The organism is Raineyella fluvialis (assembly GCF_009646095.1).
Lineage (GTDB): Bacteria > Actinomycetota > Actinomycetes > Propionibacteriales > Propionibacteriaceae > Raineyella > Raineyella fluvialis.
The window spans coordinates 2,411,629-2,426,691 of sequence record NZ_CP045725.1 but is presented as its reverse complement, the minus strand read 5'-3'; the positions used below and the strand labels follow the sequence as shown (position 1 = coordinate 2,426,691).

The 15,063-nt window shown below is 69.5% G+C and carries 16 protein-coding genes and 1 pseudogene; 8 read left to right on the top strand and 9 right to left on the bottom strand.

Features of this window, described 5'->3' with window-relative positions; genetic code table 11:
* Window positions 1–17 precede the first annotated feature (17 nt).
* Genes Rai3103_RS11100 through Rai3103_RS11085 form a run of 4 tightly spaced genes read right to left on the bottom strand, consistent with a single transcriptional unit; the run spans window position 18 to window position 3,222 of the window.
* Window positions 18–506, bottom strand: coding sequence for a MarR family transcriptional regulator (locus Rai3103_RS11100; protein ID WP_153572662.1), 489 nt, complete (start codon window positions 504–506; stop codon window positions 18–20).
* Window positions 503–1,249 (bottom strand): SDR family NAD(P)-dependent oxidoreductase, encoded by a 747-nt coding sequence (locus tag Rai3103_RS11095; protein ID WP_153572661.1) that lies wholly within the window; start codon window positions 1,247–1,249, stop codon window positions 503–505. Before Rai3103_RS11095 ends, Rai3103_RS11100 begins: the two co-directional genes overlap by 4 nt.
* A gap of 47 nt (window positions 1,250–1,296) precedes the next feature.
* Window positions 1,297–2,142 (bottom strand): DNA-formamidopyrimidine glycosylase family protein, encoded by an 846-nt coding sequence (locus Rai3103_RS11090; RefSeq protein ID WP_228489331.1) that lies wholly within the window; start codon window positions 2,140–2,142, stop codon window positions 1,297–1,299.
* A 36-nt stretch (window positions 2,143–2,178) separates the two neighbouring features.
* The gene (locus tag Rai3103_RS11085; RefSeq protein ID WP_153572659.1) at window positions 2,179–3,222 is read right to left on the bottom strand and encodes a tellurite resistance/C4-dicarboxylate transporter family protein; all 1,044 of its coding nucleotides are present in this window, start codon (window positions 3,220–3,222) and stop codon (window positions 2,179–2,181) included.
* Between the two features lie 112 nt (window positions 3,223–3,334).
* On the opposite strand from Rai3103_RS11085, the gene Rai3103_RS11080 reads away from it, so the two are divergent.
* Window positions 3,335–4,270 (top strand): alpha/beta fold hydrolase, encoded by a 936-nt coding sequence (locus Rai3103_RS11080; protein ID WP_153572658.1) that lies wholly within the window; start codon window positions 3,335–3,337, stop codon window positions 4,268–4,270.
* 103 nt (window positions 4,271–4,373) lie between these two features.
* Window positions 4,374–5,162, top strand: a complete 789-nt coding sequence (gene ric / locus Rai3103_RS11075; RefSeq protein WP_153572657.1) for an iron-sulfur cluster repair di-iron protein — start codon at window positions 4,374–4,376, stop codon at window positions 5,160–5,162.
* Here the strand turns inward: ric and Rai3103_RS11070 are convergent.
* Together Rai3103_RS11070 and Rai3103_RS11065 are read right to left on the bottom strand one after the other, a co-directional pair.
* Window positions 5,129–5,650: a flavin reductase family protein gene (locus Rai3103_RS11070; protein ID WP_194793104.1), complete on the bottom strand. Its 522-nt coding sequence runs from the start codon at window positions 5,648–5,650 to the stop codon at window positions 5,129–5,131. The two genes, ric and Rai3103_RS11070, sit on opposite strands and share 34 nt — an antisense overlap.
* Window positions 5,651–5,763: 113 nt before the next feature.
* Window positions 5,764–6,396, bottom strand: coding sequence for an aminoacyl-tRNA hydrolase (locus tag Rai3103_RS11065; RefSeq protein ID WP_153573720.1), 633 nt, complete (start codon window positions 6,394–6,396; stop codon window positions 5,764–5,766).
* 250 nt (window positions 6,397–6,646) lie between these two features.
* Between Rai3103_RS11065 and Rai3103_RS11060 the strand changes: the two genes are divergently transcribed.
* The gene (locus tag Rai3103_RS11060; RefSeq protein WP_194793103.1) at window positions 6,647–8,161 is read left to right on the top strand and encodes a cytochrome b N-terminal domain-containing protein; all 1,515 of its coding nucleotides are present in this window, start codon (window positions 6,647–6,649) and stop codon (window positions 8,159–8,161) included.
* An 80-nt stretch (window positions 8,162–8,241) separates the two neighbouring features.
* Window positions 8,242–9,069, top strand: a complete 828-nt coding sequence (locus Rai3103_RS11055) for an NUDIX domain-containing protein (RefSeq protein ID WP_228488863.1) — start codon at window positions 8,242–8,244, stop codon at window positions 9,067–9,069.
* A gap of 42 nt (window positions 9,070–9,111) precedes the next feature.
* Here the strand turns inward: Rai3103_RS11055 and Rai3103_RS11050 are convergent, their stop codons facing one another.
* Window positions 9,112–9,738, bottom strand: coding sequence for a dihydrofolate reductase family protein (locus tag Rai3103_RS11050; protein ID WP_153572653.1), 627 nt, complete (start codon window positions 9,736–9,738; stop codon window positions 9,112–9,114).
* A gap of 186 nt (window positions 9,739–9,924) precedes the next feature.
* Between Rai3103_RS11050 and Rai3103_RS18760 the strand changes: the two genes are divergently transcribed.
* Complete coding sequence (locus Rai3103_RS18760; RefSeq protein ID WP_338420019.1) at window positions 9,925–10,371, top strand: hypothetical protein; 447 nt, start codon at window positions 9,925–9,927, stop codon at window positions 10,369–10,371.
* A complete protein-coding gene (locus tag Rai3103_RS11045; RefSeq protein ID WP_338420102.1) occupies window positions 10,296–10,952 on the top strand; it encodes an ADP-ribosylglycohydrolase family protein in 657 nt (218 codons plus the stop codon). Before Rai3103_RS18760 ends, Rai3103_RS11045 begins: the two co-directional genes overlap by 76 nt.
* Before the next feature lie 133 nt (window positions 10,953–11,085).
* Here Rai3103_RS11045 and Rai3103_RS11040 read toward each other — a convergent pair whose 3' ends face one another.
* The gene (locus Rai3103_RS11040; protein ID WP_153572651.1) at window positions 11,086–11,529 is read right to left on the bottom strand and encodes a helix-turn-helix domain-containing protein; all 444 of its coding nucleotides are present in this window, start codon (window positions 11,527–11,529) and stop codon (window positions 11,086–11,088) included.
* A 41-nt stretch (window positions 11,530–11,570) separates the two neighbouring features.
* Complete coding sequence (gene rocD / locus Rai3103_RS19065; protein ID WP_422396001.1) at window positions 11,571–13,643, bottom strand: ornithine--oxo-acid transaminase; 2,073 nt, start codon at window positions 13,641–13,643, stop codon at window positions 11,571–11,573.
* Between the two features lie 234 nt (window positions 13,644–13,877).
* Here rocD and Rai3103_RS11030 point away from each other — a divergent pair.
* Together Rai3103_RS11030 and Rai3103_RS11025 are read left to right on the top strand one after the other, a co-directional pair.
* A pseudogene (locus Rai3103_RS11030) lies at window positions 13,878–14,607 on the top strand (uracil-DNA glycosylase); the annotation flags it as partial.
* Window positions 14,608–14,645: 38 nt separating this feature from the next.
* A complete protein-coding gene (locus Rai3103_RS11025; RefSeq protein WP_194793101.1) occupies window positions 14,646–15,047 on the top strand; it encodes an NUDIX hydrolase in 402 nt (133 codons plus the stop codon).
* Window positions 15,048–15,063 lie beyond the last annotated feature (16 nt).

The following is a 15,063-nucleotide window of genomic DNA, read 5'->3' as shown; positions in this document are numbered from 1 at the left end:
GGGTGAGCGGTGGACGCTCAGTGGGCCTCCGTGACGCCGGCCAGGTTGTCGCACATCTGCCGGAGGGTGTCGACGGTGGTCCGGTAGTCCGCCTCGCTGATCCCCCGCGCGAGTTCCTCACGGATGCTCTCGACGTGCCCCCGCACCTCCTCGTGCGCGGCCAGACCCGCCTCGGTGAGCGAGAGCGTGGCGCCGTCGTCGTGCAGCCACCCGCGCCGGGAGAGCACCTCGAGAGCAGCCTCCAGCGAATCGTCCTCGTCACAACGAAAGGCACTCAGCGTCTCGCGCAGGCTCGCCACCGTGCGCGCCCCCCAGGACAACGTGGTGAGGGTCTGCCACTGGCGACGCGTCACGTCATCCTCGTGGAGGATCCGCTCGAACTCCTGGTTGATCAGGGTGTCGAGGTGCTTGGCCCAATAACCGATCGGCCGGTCCTGCTGTTCCCGCATGGCCCCACCGTAGACGCCCGCGGGGCGCTCCACCATGCGTTCGGCGGCGCGGGTCATCTGGGCATCCGGCGCCAGACCGCCCGGGGCACGAAGGGGGCGACGGAGAACATCACCCGCAGCTGCCATGGGATCCACAGGTCCACCCTTCTCCCCTGGGTGATCCTGGCCTCCACGGCGTCGGCGACCTGGTCGGGGGTGGAGGAGAAGACCGCGGGATCCATGCCTTCGGTCATCCGGCCGACGACGAAGCCCGGCCGGGCCACGACCAGGTGCACGCCACTGCCGTGCAATGCGTCGGCGAGGCCCGAGGCGAATCCGTCGAGTCCTGCCTTCGCCGAGCCGTAGACGTAGTTGGCGCGCCGCACCCGGACCCCCGCCACCGAGGAGAAGGCGACCAGCGTCCCCCGGCCACGTGGTCGCATCCGGCTGGCCAGGACGGTGAGCAGGCTCGCCTGAGCCACGAAATCGGTGTGCAGGATCCGGGCGACCTCACCCGGATCGGTCTCGGCCAGTTCCTGGTCGCCGAGCACTCCGAAGGCGAGGACGGCGACGCCGATCGGCCCGTACGACTGTTCGATCCGGTCGACGACGCCGGTCTGGCCGGCGATGTCGTCCGCGTCGAACTCGACGACCTCCACCCGATCCGCCCCGGCGTCGAGACAGACCTGCCGTGGCCCCGCCATCTCACCGGGGCGGGCAGCGAGCACGACCGTACGACCGGGTGCGAGCCGCCGTGCGACGGCCAGGCCGATCTCGCTGCGGCCACCGAAGATCACCACGGCACCTGGGGGAACGGACATGCGGGGCCTCCTCGGCTCGGTCGACGCCCGCAGCCTATCCACCACGATCACTTCAGCAGGCGGTCCATCCGCCGATCACTGAGCCGCCGGCCTCCGGTCTGGCAGGTCGGGCAGTACTGCAGCGACTTCTCGGCGAAGGAGACCTCTGCGATGTCGCTGCCGCAGACCGGGCACGGCAGGCCGGTGCGGGCATGGACCCGGTAGCCGGCGTGCTTGACCTCCTTGATCCGGTCGAGCGACTGGCCACTCATCGCTTCCGCGGCCTGCCCGAGCACCTCGGAGATGGCTACGTGCAGCCGGGCGGTCTCGTCGGCCTCGAGCCCCTTCGCCGTCGCGTACGGGGACAGCCGGGCCGCGTGCAGGATGTCGTCGGAGAAGCCGTTACCGATGCCGGCCATCACCGACTGGTCGGTCAGCACGGTCTTGAGCCGGGAACCGGTGCCGGCCAGGATCTCGGCGAGCTCCTCGAGCGACAGCTCGGCGGCCTCCGGACCGAGGGTCGCGATCTCGGGCAGGGAGTCGGGATCGGTCGTGACGTACGCCGCGACGCCCTTCTTCGTGCCCTGCTCAGTGACGTCGACGGCCGCACCGGTGTCCAGGACCACGCGCAGGGCCAGTGGGCTGCGACCGGGGCGGACCGCTGATTTCGGAGCAGTGGCGTGCCAGCGCAACCAGCCCGCGCGGGCCAGGTGGACGGCCAGCACGAGGTCCTGGCAGTGGACCAACAGGAACTTGCCGCGCCGCCCGACGCCGGTGATCTCCTTCCCGACCAGATCGGTGTAGGGAGGGTCGGCCGTCTTCAGGACGGAGAACGATGCCAGGTCGACACGCGCGACCGCATGCCCCTGGGCGCGCTCACGCAGGAAGTGCGCGGCGGCATCGAGTTCGGGCATCTCGGGCACTCCCCCAGTATGCGTGCCGCACCGCTGTCAGGGGGATCTGCGGCGAGGACCGATCCACGACACCACCATCGCGGTGAACGTCACGAGCCAGGCGGCGACAGCCACCCAGATCCACAGCGCGCCGATCCCCTCGACGATGGGCAGATGGTCCGCGCGCCCCAGGTACATGCCGGCGACGGCGTACATCCCCAACGGGAAGACGATGCTCCACCAGTTCGGGGCGTAGTGCAGCGGGACGCGGTGCACGAGGTGGCGCCAGATGCCGGCACCGACCAGGGCCGGGATCAGCCAGGTGGCGAAGCACCACATCAGCACGGCGAGGCCGGCCACCAGTCCCCGGACGGCATCCACCATCGGGGCGCTGTCCATCTCGACGATCCGCGCGCCGGCCACCACCGTGATGGCCACCGCCCCCATCGCGATCCAGTACGCCGGATCGAGTTCGTGCGGATCGAGGGTGTAGGCGACCAGCCGCAGGGCGACGAAGACCGCGGTGCCGGCGTAGAGCATGAGGCCGACCGACCAGGAGAGCACCGCGACGATGGCCATGGCCTGCCGCGACGCGGGGAAGTGCGGCTCGAGGGTGGCCGCCGCCACCGCCACCGACTGGCTGGCCACCACCCACACCAGCCACGATCCGTTGGCCGCACGGATGATCGGCCGCTCGGCACCGCCGAGCACCGCGATCCCGGGGATGGCGTAGCCCAGGACGGCCCAGACCGTGCCGGCCACGCCGAGCAGGACCGCCCCGATGACCACGGCGCCATGGCCGGCGATCCCCACCGCCAACACGTCGGTGGCGGCGACGAAGGTGAAGAAGCCGAAGGCCGTCCTGGCGTCGCGGAGATCTGCGACCATCGCCGCTCGGTGGCGCAGCAGGCGGTGGGCGTTCAGGCCGACGAGGGCCACGTACGCCACGCCGGCAACGCCCAGTAGTGCGACGGACACCGCACCCCAGTCGCGTTGGCCGCAGCCGATCGACACGATGCCGGTTGCCATCACCAGCGCGAAATAGCCCGGCGACAGGCCTTCGGTGGACAGGCGACGACGCACTCGCGGCTCAGCGGTCATGACAGCCCCTTCCCGCCGACGGCGAGGACAGTTCCCGCACGGACCTGCGTCATCCTGACACAGGGTGTCCGCCGGCGGTGACTCCGCTGATGCGGATCACTAGCCTGAAGATATGGCCTATGTCACACGTCCGGGCGCCAGCGCACCCACTCCGGATCTGCCCGGCGTCGACCATGACTGGGTACGGGTGGACGACATCACTGTGCATGTCGCGTCGAGTGGCGCGCAGGGCACGCCCGTCGTCCTGCTGCACGGCTTCCCCGAGCACTGGGGCGAGTGGCGTCAGGTCATCGGCCCACTGTCCCCGCAGCACCGGGTGATCTGCCCGGACCTACGGGGTGCGGGCTGGACCGACGCAGCGCGGAGCGGCTACCGGCGCCGCAGGCTGACCCGGGACGTGCTGCGGCTGCTCGATGCGCTGGGTCTCGAGCGCGTCCACCTCGTCGCCCACGACTGGAGCGCGCTGGTGGCGTTCGGGCTCGCCATGGAACACCCCGAGAGGGTGGAGACGCTGGTGGCGATGTCCATGCCCCACCCGTACGCCCGGGTGACCCCCGCGATGCTGGCGTCGGCGCCGAACACTGCCTACCAGCTTCCGCTCGCCATCCCCGGTCTCGGGGCCCGGCTGCTCTCGCGTGGGCGCCAGCCGCTGGCACGCTACCTCTTCGGCCACTTCTCCACGCCTGGCACCTGGACCGAGAAGGATCTCGCGATCTTCCTGGCGCCCCTGACCGATCGGGACCGGGCTGCCACCGCCGGCCCGCTGTACCGCGGGTTCATCCAGCGTGAACTACTCCGCGTGTTCAGCGGCGCCTACCGCTCCACGCCCCTGCATCCCCCGACCCTGGTGCTGGTGGGTGAGCACGACCCGGTCGTCCGGGCCGATGTCCTGGCGCGCCAGACGGGACCGGCCGGCCACCTCGAGGTCCGCGAGGTCGCCGGTGCGGCCCATTTCATCGTCGACGAGCAGCCCGGGCAGGTGCTGGCCCAGATCACCGACTTCCTCGCGGCCCACTCAGGGCCGTCCACCGGCGGCATCAGCGCCTGAGCCAGGCAGTCAGTGAGCCAGGGAGTTGACGTAGGTCAAGGAAACCCGAGGCCCCGATCCGTACGGTCGTCCTGTACTGCTCCGACCGCGGAAGGGAACCCCCATGACCACCGGCCCCACGACCAACGGCGTCGACACCGCCAGCACGCTCGCCCAGCTCGTCAGCACCGACGCCCGTCGGGCCCGAGTGCTGGAGGACCTCGGCCTCGACTACTGCTGCCACGGCAACCGGCCGCTGATCGATGCCGTGGAGGCCGCGGGGCTCGACCTGGTCGACGTGGCACGCTCTTTGGACCTGCCGGCCGCCGGCACCGACGAGACCGCCCTCGACGACACTCCTGGGCGGTCCGACCTCGCCGCGCTGGCCCACGACGTGGTCGACACGCACCACGCCTACCTGTGGGAGGAGATGCCGCGGCTGCACGCGCTCGCCGACAAGGTGGCCCGCGTGCACGGCGAACGTCACCCCGAACTCGCCCGAGTGAAGAAGCTCTACTTGGCGGCGGAGGCCGACCTCGATCCGCACCTCACCCGCGAGGAGCGCCTCGTCTTCCCGGCCATCAGCAGGCTGGAGCGGACCGGGCAGGCGGTGACGACCACGCAGGGGCCCCTGGAGGCGCTGGTGGGGACGCTGATCGAGGAGCACGACGGCGTCGGGGAGATCTTCGCCGAGCTGCGGACCATCACCGACGGCTACCGCACGCCGGCCGACGGGTGTGCCTCCTACCAGGCCCTGTACGCGGGTCTGGCGGAGATGGAGCATGACCTGCACCTGCACATCCACAAGGAGAACAACGTCCTGTTCCCGGCCACCCTGCAGCGGATCACGGACCTGGCCGACGCGACGGCCGGCCAGGCTCAGGAGAACCTGGTGTCCTCACTCAGTCGGTGATAGGCCCGGTCGACATAGACCAGCGGCCAGGTCTTCGTCCCCAGCCCGGCAGCGACAGCCCGGACGACCACCAGGAGGCTGTTGCCGACATCGATGTTGCGCTCGACCCGACCCTGCACCCAGGCCGTGCACCCGGTCAGCACGACATCCCCGTTGGGGAGGAGGGTCGTCGGGAGGTCAGCGAAGCGGTCCCGCGCCGGGGAGGCGAACCGGTCGGCCATCGCCGTCTGGTCACTGGACAGGATGTTCACGACCACGGTCCCCGCGGTCTCGATGACACCCCGGGAGGAGGACAGGGCGTTGACCGAGAAGGCCAGATAGGCGGGATCCACCGAAAGGGAGATCACCGAGGTGGCGGTGAACCCGATCGGTCCCGCCGGCCCCTGGGCCGTGATGACTGCCACGCCCCCGGCATGGCGCCGGAACACCGCCTTGAACTCCTCGGCGCTGATGCCGTCGTCGGGCCGGTCTGCCTCGTGGCCTGTCAATGTTCCTCCGATCAGGGATCCCCGGGTGCAACGCTAGCGGGGTCCGTCCGAGAGCTGTGAGAGGATCCAGCCCGGGCACTCGCCAGGAGTGACTCATCGACCGGGGCGCCGGGTCACCAGGTGGCGCGGGTGGTCTCCGTCGGGCCGTCGAATTCGGTGAAGCCCGAGTCCACCACGCTGACCGGGCGCTCGGTGGTGCGCCAGGACTTCTGGTCGGGCCGTTCCACCCGGATCCTGAAGCCGTCGTCACGCCACCGCTCCCGGTCGTTCGGCCCCATCGCGAGCCAGGCGAGCTGGGCCGCGTGTCCGCACTGGGCGGCGAGTTTGCCACTCGTCATGGCGACCAGAGGGCTGACCTCGATGGTGACCAGCGCATCCGCGACGAGGCTCTGGCCGCTCGTCTCGAACTGCGTGCCGGAGACCTGCAGTTTGTCCAGGGCTTTGGGCAGCGGGGTGACGGGCGCCGGGACGAAGGCACGCACCGCGGCGGCGGCATAGCCCACCGGCCCTGGCTGCGTGATCGTCACCCCGTCGAGGTCCTGGACGTCGTCCCACCGCTTGCCGTCGGCCCGGCGGACCAGCTTGCGGATCCGCTCGTCCGACCAGTGCGCGACGTCCTCGTGCCAGGGACCGCCGGGCAGTGAGCGCTCATCGGCGAGGAGGGCGACCACTGCACGTGCCGCGCCCTCGGCAACGTCGATCTCCCGTGTGGGCACATGCCGGTCGCGCCGTACGACGAGTTGCATCGCCCACGGGATCTCCCGATCGGCGGGTGGCAGCTCTGCTGGAGGGGTCGGCACGAGGACGCATCGTAGCCCCTGGGGGAAACTCGGTGTCGCGGTTCCGAGCGGACTGTGTTTGTCACCCCCGGCACCTGGGGAAGCACATGCTTACCTAACCATAAGCCGAGAATAAGAAGCGGTCACCGACCGACCCCTATTCAAACCCTGCTCACAGTAACGGGGCTCGCGCCCGATCGCATACTGCAGGTGGAGGGTGCCTCACCACACCACCCAGCGGATCCACACCCAGGAGATCGCGATGCCATCCGAGCCAGCAGAATCCTCCACCCGCCACCCACTTGCCCGCGGGTTCACCGCGATGATGATCGAGAAGGTCCCGAGCTACGGAAACAAATTCCTGTACTCGCTCGGATTCCTCTCAATGGTCTCCTTCCTCATCCTGCTCGTGTCCGGCACACTGATGACGTTCTTCGGCCCCAATTGGTGGCTGACCGATGTTGCCGGCGGCTACACCAGAAGCGTCCACCTGTGGGCGACGCAAGCATTCGTGCTGTTCATCCTCCTGCACCTGCTGACCGTCTTCTTCACCTCAGGATTCCGCAAGCCGCGGCGACTCACCTGGGTCCTCGGCGTTCTGATGCTCTTCATCGTGCTCGCCGAAACTGAATTCGGCTACATTCTGCGCGGAGATTTCTCCTCACAATGGCGAAGCCTTCAGGGTGCCGATTTCTACAACGGCGCCGGACTGGGTTGGTGGATCAATCCTCTCGATTATGGTCAGGTGCTGGGAATCCACGTCGCGACAATCCCGCTGGTGCTTCTGGGGCTGGTCGGCCTCCACTATCTCCTCGTTCGCGTCCTGGGAATCGCCGAGCCGTACCGCAAGGACGTCACCGTGACGACCGTGAAGGCGAACCACAACGTGCTGTTCCTCCGCGGCGGTGCGGTGGTGGTGCTCGTGCTCGGCCTGGCAGCCGCCCTGCCGTCGCCGTACATCTCGCCCACCACCATCACCAGCGTCGCGACCCAGGACCCAACCCTCTTCGCCAAGACGGTGGTGGCCGAGTTCTCGGCTTCCTCCGACACCGCGGGCTACTCCGACAACATCGATCCGTACACCTTCGACACGAGGGCGGTCTTCGTCGAGGCCCCGTACGAGCAGTGGCTCAAGGCGAATCCCGGTGCGACCGACTCCCTCGCGGCCTTCAACCAGCTGCCCGAGGCCGATCAGACCGCCGCCCTCCAGGCCCTCTCCGACTACTACGGTCAGGACAAGCCCGACCCGAACGCCATGCCACAGGGCCCCGCCACCGGGGTGGTGCAGTCGTTGACGTCCATGGCCAGCGCCGGCTTGTACGAACCGGCCCTCCTTGCGAGCAACCTCGGCAGCAGGCAGGCGAGCGTGGGCACCTACGCCGACCGGTTCCTCGCGGACACGGGCGCACTCGAGGAACAGGCCGGCGAGCTCGGCATCACCACTGAGCAGTACGGGATGGTGCGTGAGGAGTCGGGGCACGCTCCGGGTGCCTGGTGGTTGTCGCCGATCGGCCTGCTCAACCACACGGTGCTGGTCAACGACGACAACGGGGACCGCGACGGCGCCATCATCCTTGGCTCGCTGATGCTGACGATGCTGGCCTTCCCCTTCATCCCGTACGTGAATCGACTCCCTGATGTGCTTCGGGTCTGGAAGCCGATCTGGAAGGAGCGGGGGCCCCAGGTCCGGCACCGACGGATCCGGCGTGGAGCCCGTCCCATGGCCCGCTGACCACTCCCGTGACAGGCTGGAGGGGTGCCGATTCATCATCCCCCGACCTTCGCCTCCATCGCCAGCCAGGAGACGACTGGGTGCAGTGCGGCTGCGGCCAGCAACACTGGGGCCTGTTCGGCGCCGCCGGCCTCCTCGTCTGGCGGGAGGGCGACAACGGTCGCCAGGTGGTCCTGCAGCAGCGGGCCGACTGGACGCACCACGGAGGCACCTGGGGCATTCCGGGTGGCGCCCTGACCGGCGGCGAGTCGGCCGTTGCCGGGGCGGTGCGAGAAGCCGTCGAGGAGGCCGGCCTGGTGACCTCCGCGGTACGGGTCCGAGCCGATCGGCGGCTCGAGCACCCGGATTGGTCCTACACCACGGCGGTCGCCGAGGCTGTGGCGGCCTGGCAGCCGTCGGTCACTGACCCGGAGAGCCACCAGTTGCGGTGGATCGACCTGTCCACCGCCGAGGACTACCCACTCTTACCGGCGTTCGCAGCCTCCCTGCCGGAGCTGCGGACCATGCTGCGCCGGCTGGTCGTCATCGTGGACGCCGCCAACGTCGTCGGCTCACGACCCGACGGCTGGTGGCGGGACCGTCGTGGGGCGACGGTGAGCCTGCGGGACCACTTGGCCGGCCCGATCCGCGGTGGCCTGCCGGCCGATGCCCTGGACCTGCCGGGCGCGACCTGGTATCCCGACATCGTTCTGGTCGTCGAGGGAGCAGCCCGAGGAATCGAGGCGGTCGACGGCGTCCAGGTGATCTCGGCGGAGGGCTCCGGAGATGACGCGATCGTGGCAGCGGTGGCCGCACGGGCGGACATCCCGGACACGGTGCTCAGAGTGGCGACGGCCGACCGGGAACTCGGCTCCCGGGTCGCAGCACTCGGGGCGGAGACGATCTCCCCTCGCCTGCTCCGTCACTGACGTACGACCCGGCCCCGGGCACCGCGGTACACCCTGACAGCGTCACGCGGGGCGCGTGCGGGGCGGCCCACTGATCAGGGTGGGCATGTACTCGAGCAGCTGCAGACGGCCGTCGAACGTACGGGTCTGGACCAGTTCCAGGGCGAGGTCGGGGTAGTTGTCGTAGATGCGCTCGCGTCCGGTCTTCCCCGTGATCAGCGGGAAGACGACGATGCGGAAACGATCCACCAGCCCGGCCGCCAGCAGTGAGCGGCACAGGCTGAGGCTGCCGTTGGTGCGCATCGAGGTGCGACGCTCGCGCTTCATCCGCCGCACCGCGTCGACGGCGTCGTCACTGACCAGTTCGGCGTGGGGCCACTCCACCGCAGGCAAGGTCGAGGAGAACACCACTGTCGGGTGCATGGTGACGCCGGCCAGCGCGGAGGTCTCGTCGCCGTCCACCTCACCCGCCGACGCCTGGGCGGCGGCCGCGAACGAGGAGTACATCCGGTAGGTGTTCGCTCCCATCAGGACGGTGTAGTCCTTTTCGGGTTGGGCGTCGAGCCAGGCGAGGTACTCGGGCCCTTCCAGGCCCCACCACCCGGGCCAGCCCTCGCCCGAGGCGTACCCGTCCACCGTGATGATGAAGTCGACCAGTAGTTCCGCCGATGCCGCGGACGGCCTGTCCATCGTCCGTACCTCCTTGGCCCGTGGGCCTGAGTCGTGGAGTCGTGCGAATGCCTTCCATTGACCGGCGCCGATCCAAGGGAGTCAAGCCCCTCCCCTGGACGGGCACGAACGCCGGTGGCGGCGGCCATCGGGATGCGAGACTGGTGTGGCAGGCGAGAACGGGGTAGCTCACCTGTCGGAGGCATCATGAACGGAGACCAGCGCTACCGGTGGGAGCAGCGTGTCCGCGGGCTGATGCTGGGCCTCGCCCTCGGGGAGGCGATCGGTGGCCTACGCGGCGAGGTGGCCCAGTGCGAGCGCCTCTGGGCCGGTGTCGCCACGCAACTGGCCGCCTTCACCGCCGAAGGCCTCATCCGTGCCGACGTACGGCGCCGCCTCCACGGCTCCTGCAACCGCAACTGGGTGCTGTGGCACGCGTACAGCCGCTGGGCGGCCCTGCAGCACATCGCCACCGCCGCTTCGGCCTATTGGGGCAGCAAGAGCGCCGGCGAGTGGCCGGACGGCTGGCTGGCACACATCCCCGAACTCGCCGAGAACCGGGGCCCTCAGCGGCAACGATCCTGGCGCTCCAGCAGGACCGGCCCGGCACGCCCGAGCGTCCGGTCACGAACAACGCCGGATGCCATGCCCTGATCCGCACCCTGCCCGCAGCAGCGCTGGCCACCACCCGTTCCCGGGACCAGCTCAAGCGCGAGGCGGAGGCCTGCGCAGCGCTCACCCATGGCGCCCCGGCCGCCCAGCAGGCGACGGCCACCGCGGTCCTCTTCGCCGCGGAGTGTCTGAGCGGACGGGACCCCACCGATGCCCTGTCCCGGACGGGACAACTGGCGGAAGGCGGCCAACTAGACCAGGTCCGTGACGAGGCGGAGCATGCCCCCGCGGACCGGAACCGGTTGGCGCGGATCGCCCCTGATGCCTCGGCGGAGACTGCCTTGGCGGGCGCCGTCTACTGTGTCCTCAGTCATCCAGGACCCGGATCCGAGGTGACGGCGCTTCAGCTCGCCTCGACGGCACCGCATCCGGCGCCGGTGGCAGCGATCACCGGGGCCATCCTCGGAGCGGCGCATGGCGTGCACGCCTGGCCCGTGGAACTGGTCAGTCGACTCGACCTCGCCTGGCCCCTGGACACCCTCGCGCGCGACCTGCTGAGGCAGCTGACCAATGATCCGGAGGTCAGTGATCCGGGCTGGTGGGATCGCTATCCGGGCTGGTGAGCCGCCCGGGGTCGCGCCTGAATCCGGCCGCGGCACGGCCGAGCCACATACCCCTCATGACCGCGGGCAACCAGATCCGCTCCCACATCACACAGCCGGACGATCTCGCGCAACGCAGCGGCATCCCGTGCGTTCATACAGCAACGGCCGACGTCAGGATCTCGTGATCAACGCGCAGACCGCCATCGGTCACCACATCGACCTCCACTCCGAGCAGATCACTGGCCCGCTCGGCGAACGCAGCCAGCGTCATCAGTCCGGTCCCCGGGGCACGACTCACCAGGATGTCCAGATCGCTGCCCGGACGGTCCGTTCCACGTGCCGCCGAGCCGAAGACCCGGATGTTGCTGAGGCCGTAGCTGTGTGCCAATGCGACCAGTTCGTCGCGGTGGACGGCCAGCGCGTCGTGCGGCAGCGGGCGAGCCGCCTTGCGCAGTCGTTCCAGCATCGCGGCCGAAGCCCGGCGCCGACCCGCCTCATACGCCGCGATATTGGGCTGCGCGACCCCGGATCGCTCAGCCAGCTCAGCTTGGCTGAGGCCCGCGGCTTCGCGCAGTTCCCGGACAGGGTTCGCCATGCGGCCATGATATCGCGCGATATGTCACCGGCTTCAAGGAGTCAGTGCCGCTGCAGGACGAGCTTCAGCTGGTCGACCGCCCAGTCCAGGTCGGATACCTGGATCGTCAGCGGAGGCGCGATGCGAATGGTCTGGGCGTGTGTGTCCTTCACCAGCACGCCGCGGGCCAGCAGCCTCTCGGCGACCTGGCGGCCGGTGCCGCGTGACGGTTCGACGTCGAGGCCCGCCCACAGTCCCGCCACGCGGACCTCAGTGAGGCCGCGGCCCAGCAGGTCGTCGAGCAGCCCCTTGAGGTGCTCACCAAGCGTTGTCGCGCGTTCCTGGAACTCGCCGGTGCGGAGGAGCTCGACCACGCGCAGCCCGACCGCGGCGGCGATCGGATTGCCGCCGAAGGTCGACCCGTGCTCGCCGGGACCGAACACCCCGAGGACGTCGCGGTCACCGACGACGGCCGAGACCGGCAGGATGCCACCGCCCAACGCTTTGCCCAGCAGATAGAGGTCGGGGACGACGCCCTCGCGGTCACACGCGAACGTCGTGCCCGTGCGGCCGAGGCCGGACTGGATCTCGTCGGCGATGAGGAGCACGTTGTGCTGCGTGCACAGTTCGCGGACCGCCCGCAGGTAGCCCTGCGGCGGGATGATGACGCCGGCCTCGCCCTGGATGGGCTCGATGAGCACGGCGGCGGTGTTCGCATCGATGGCTGCTTCGATCGCGGTGGCATCCCCGTACGGCACCGTGACGAAGCCCGGCGTGAACGGCCCGAACCCGTCCCGAGTGACCGGGTCGTCGCTGAACCCGACGATCGTGGTCGTACGGCCGTGGAAGTTGCCCGCCGCCACGATGATCCGCGCGGCGTCCGCAGGGACACCCTTGACTCGGTAGGCCCAAGCGCGCGCCGCCTTGATCCCGGTCTCGACCGCCTCCGCGCCGGTGTTCATCGGCAGCACCATGTCCTTGCCGCACAGCTCGGCAAGGGCAGTGGCGAAGGCCCCGAGCCGGTCGTTGTGGAATGCCCGGCTGGTGAGGGTGAGCCTGCCAAGTTGATCGACGGCCGCCTTGACCAGCTCGGGGTGGCGGTGCCCGAAGTTCAGGGCCGAGTAGGCGGACAGCAGATCGAGGTAGCGCCTGCCCTCGACATCGGTCACCCACACGTCCTCAGCAGTCGACACGACCACCGGAAGCGGATCGTAGTTGTGCGCCAGGTGCTCGCCCTCCTCGTGGATGAAGTGCGCCGTCGGCGTGTCAGGGTTCGTCATCGTGCTCATGGTCTGCTCCTCGCAATTCCAGAGTGCAACATTTGATCCCGCCCCGCCGAGGTGCAGCTCGGACACATCGACCGGCACGGGGTGGTAGCCGCGCTCGCGCAACTGCGCGACGAAACTGTCGGAGTGCGGCGAGAGGACCACGTTGCGGCCGTCGCTCACCGCGTTCACCTCCAGGGTCTCGGGCACAGAGGCGGGCACGCGGATCGCGTCGGGGAAGCGCTCGACGAGCTCGGCCTGACTGCGCTCGTCGAAGGCCGACGGCAGATAGGCGATGTTCGCCAGGTCGACACCACCGGGGCCCTGCACCGGGTCGAGGACGCACAGGGCGGTGTCGAGGTGGTAGTAGAACGGGTTGACCAGCCGCAGCGAGACAACCTCGAGACCGAACACGCCCGCAACCTCGGCGTGGCTGTCCAGCTGGGACCGGAAGCCGTAACCGGCGAGGATCGTCTCGCCCACGAGCATGAGGTCTCCCTCGCCCTCCTGCATCGCGACGGGCTCGACGACGTCGTATCCGTGGGCTGCGAACCACTCCCGGAAAGGAAGTTCCTCACCCCGACGCTCGCTGACGCTGAACTTCGCACCCAGCGCCACACCACCGATAACCAGGCCACCGTTGGCCACGTAGACCATGTCGTTGAGTCCCGGGATCGGATCGATGAGCTCGACCTCATGCCCCAGCCTCACGTACGTGTCGCGGAGCGCTTGCCACTGCCGCATCGCTCTGGACATGTCGATGGGATGGGCCAGATGCATCCACGGGTTGATCTCGTAGCTGAGCGTGAAGTGGTCCGGCCGGCACATCAGGTACCGGCGATGCTGCTGGATCCGGTCTTCAGAAGACATCTCGCGCCTCACCGAAAACTGATGGCGGACGCTGTCCTGGGGCCCGGCGGCACTTCGACCCGCGGCCCAGCCACGAAGAAGAGGCGACACGAGCACGCCTGACCCCAGTGTATTCACCGGTGGTGTATTCACCGTAGGCCAGAGGCTGGGCATGCTGGGCGGCTCGCAGTAGCGGCCCGGGCCGACAGGTACCAGACTCGGATCGGAACCCTGCGAAAGGTGCACCTCGTGATTCCTGTCGCGCACACCCCGGCCGACGTCGTCGAGCTGGCTGCCGATGCCAGCCGAGAGGAGCTGGACGCCCGGGTGAGCGTGTGCCGTGCGTGCCCGCGCCTGGTCGCCTGGCGCGAGCTGGTGGCGCGCGAGAAGCGGGCGGCCTTCGCCGATCAGACCTACTGGGGACGTCCCGTGCCGAGCTTCGGCGACCCCGGCGCCGCAGCACTGGTCATCGGGCTGGCGCCCGCCGCCCACGGCGCGAACCGGACCGGGCGCATGTTCACCGGTGACCGCTCGGGCGAGTGGCTGTACGCGGCCCTGTTCCGGGCCGGCTTCGCCAACCAGCCGTACGCCGTCAGCGCCGACGACGGGCTGCGGCTGACCGGGCTGCGGATCATCGCCCCCGTGCACTGCCCGCCACCCGAGAACAAGCCGACCACCTTGGAGAAGTCCACCTGCGCACCCTGGCTCGACCGCGACCTGCGGCTGGCGGAGCCGAACCTCACCGCGATCATGGCGCTCGGTTCCATCGCCTGGGACTCGATGCTCGCCGCCGCCCGCCGGCTGGGTTGGGGCGTGCCCCGCCCGAAGCCGACGTTCGGACACGGGGTCGAGGCCACCCTCACGCTGCAGGACGGTCGGCCGGTGCGGCTCGTCGGCTGTTACCACGTGAGCCAGCAGAACACCCTTCACCGGCAGGCTGACCGAGCAGATGCTCGACGCCGCCATCGCACGACTGCGGACCTGAGCCGAGCCGTCCGCATCAGGGTCAGGGAAGATGGATGCGTGCGTACGATCCCGGCCGCCGGCGTCATCATCGTCAACGAACGGCGCCAGATCCTGCTCGTCCAGCGCGGTCACGAACCGCAGCGCGGACGTTGGACGGTGCCCGGCGGCCGGATCGAGCGTGGCGAATCACCTGCCCAGGCCGCCGTCCGGGAGGCCTTCGAAGAGACGGGGCTCCGCGTACGTATCCAGCGTGAGGTGCTCAACGTACGACTCCCTACGGGTGACGGTCGCGAGTTCGACGTGCATGACTTCCTGGCCGCCGTGGTCGGGGGCGAACTGGTGGCCGGGGATGACGCCGATGACGTGCGCTGGGTCAGCCGGGACGAGGTGAGCAGCCTCGAGCTGACCGAGAACCTGCTGGACTATCTGGAGGAGGCGGGACTCAGCGACACCTGGTAGCCGATGCCTGCGCCGC

Coding starts and splice junctions, on each gene's coding strand:
- Rai3103_RS11100 (WP_153572662.1), bottom strand. CDS start 506: ATGACCCGCGCCGCCGAACGCATGGTGGAGCGCCCCGCGGGCGTCTAC.
- Rai3103_RS11095 (WP_153572661.1), bottom strand. CDS start 1,249: ATGTCCGTTCCCCCAGGTGCCGTGGTGATCTTCGGTGGCCGCAGCGAG.
- Rai3103_RS11090 (WP_228489331.1), bottom strand. CDS start 2,142: ATGCCCGAACTCGATGCCGCCGCGCACTTCCTGCGTGAGCGCGCCCAG.
- Rai3103_RS11085 (WP_153572659.1), bottom strand. CDS start 3,222: ATGACCGCTGAGCCGCGAGTGCGTCGTCGCCTGTCCACCGAAGGCCTG.
- Rai3103_RS11080 (WP_153572658.1), top strand. CDS start 3,335: ATGGCCTATGTCACACGTCCGGGCGCCAGCGCACCCACTCCGGATCTG.
- ric (WP_153572657.1), top strand. CDS start 4,374: ATGACCACCGGCCCCACGACCAACGGCGTCGACACCGCCAGCACGCTC.
- Rai3103_RS11065 (WP_153573720.1), bottom strand. CDS start 6,396: ATGCAACTCGTCGTACGGCGCGACCGGCATGTGCCCACACGGGAGATC.
- Rai3103_RS11050 (WP_153572653.1), bottom strand. CDS start 9,738: ATGGACAGGCCGTCCGCGGCATCGGCGGAACTACTGGTCGACTTCATC.
- Rai3103_RS18760 (WP_338420019.1), top strand. CDS start 9,925: ATGAACGGAGACCAGCGCTACCGGTGGGAGCAGCGTGTCCGCGGGCTG.
- Rai3103_RS11040 (WP_153572651.1), bottom strand. CDS start 11,529: ATGGCGAACCCTGTCCGGGAACTGCGCGAAGCCGCGGGCCTCAGCCAA.
- rocD (WP_422396001.1), bottom strand. CDS start 13,643: ATGTCTTCTGAAGACCGGATCCAGCAGCATCGCCGGTACCTGATGTGC.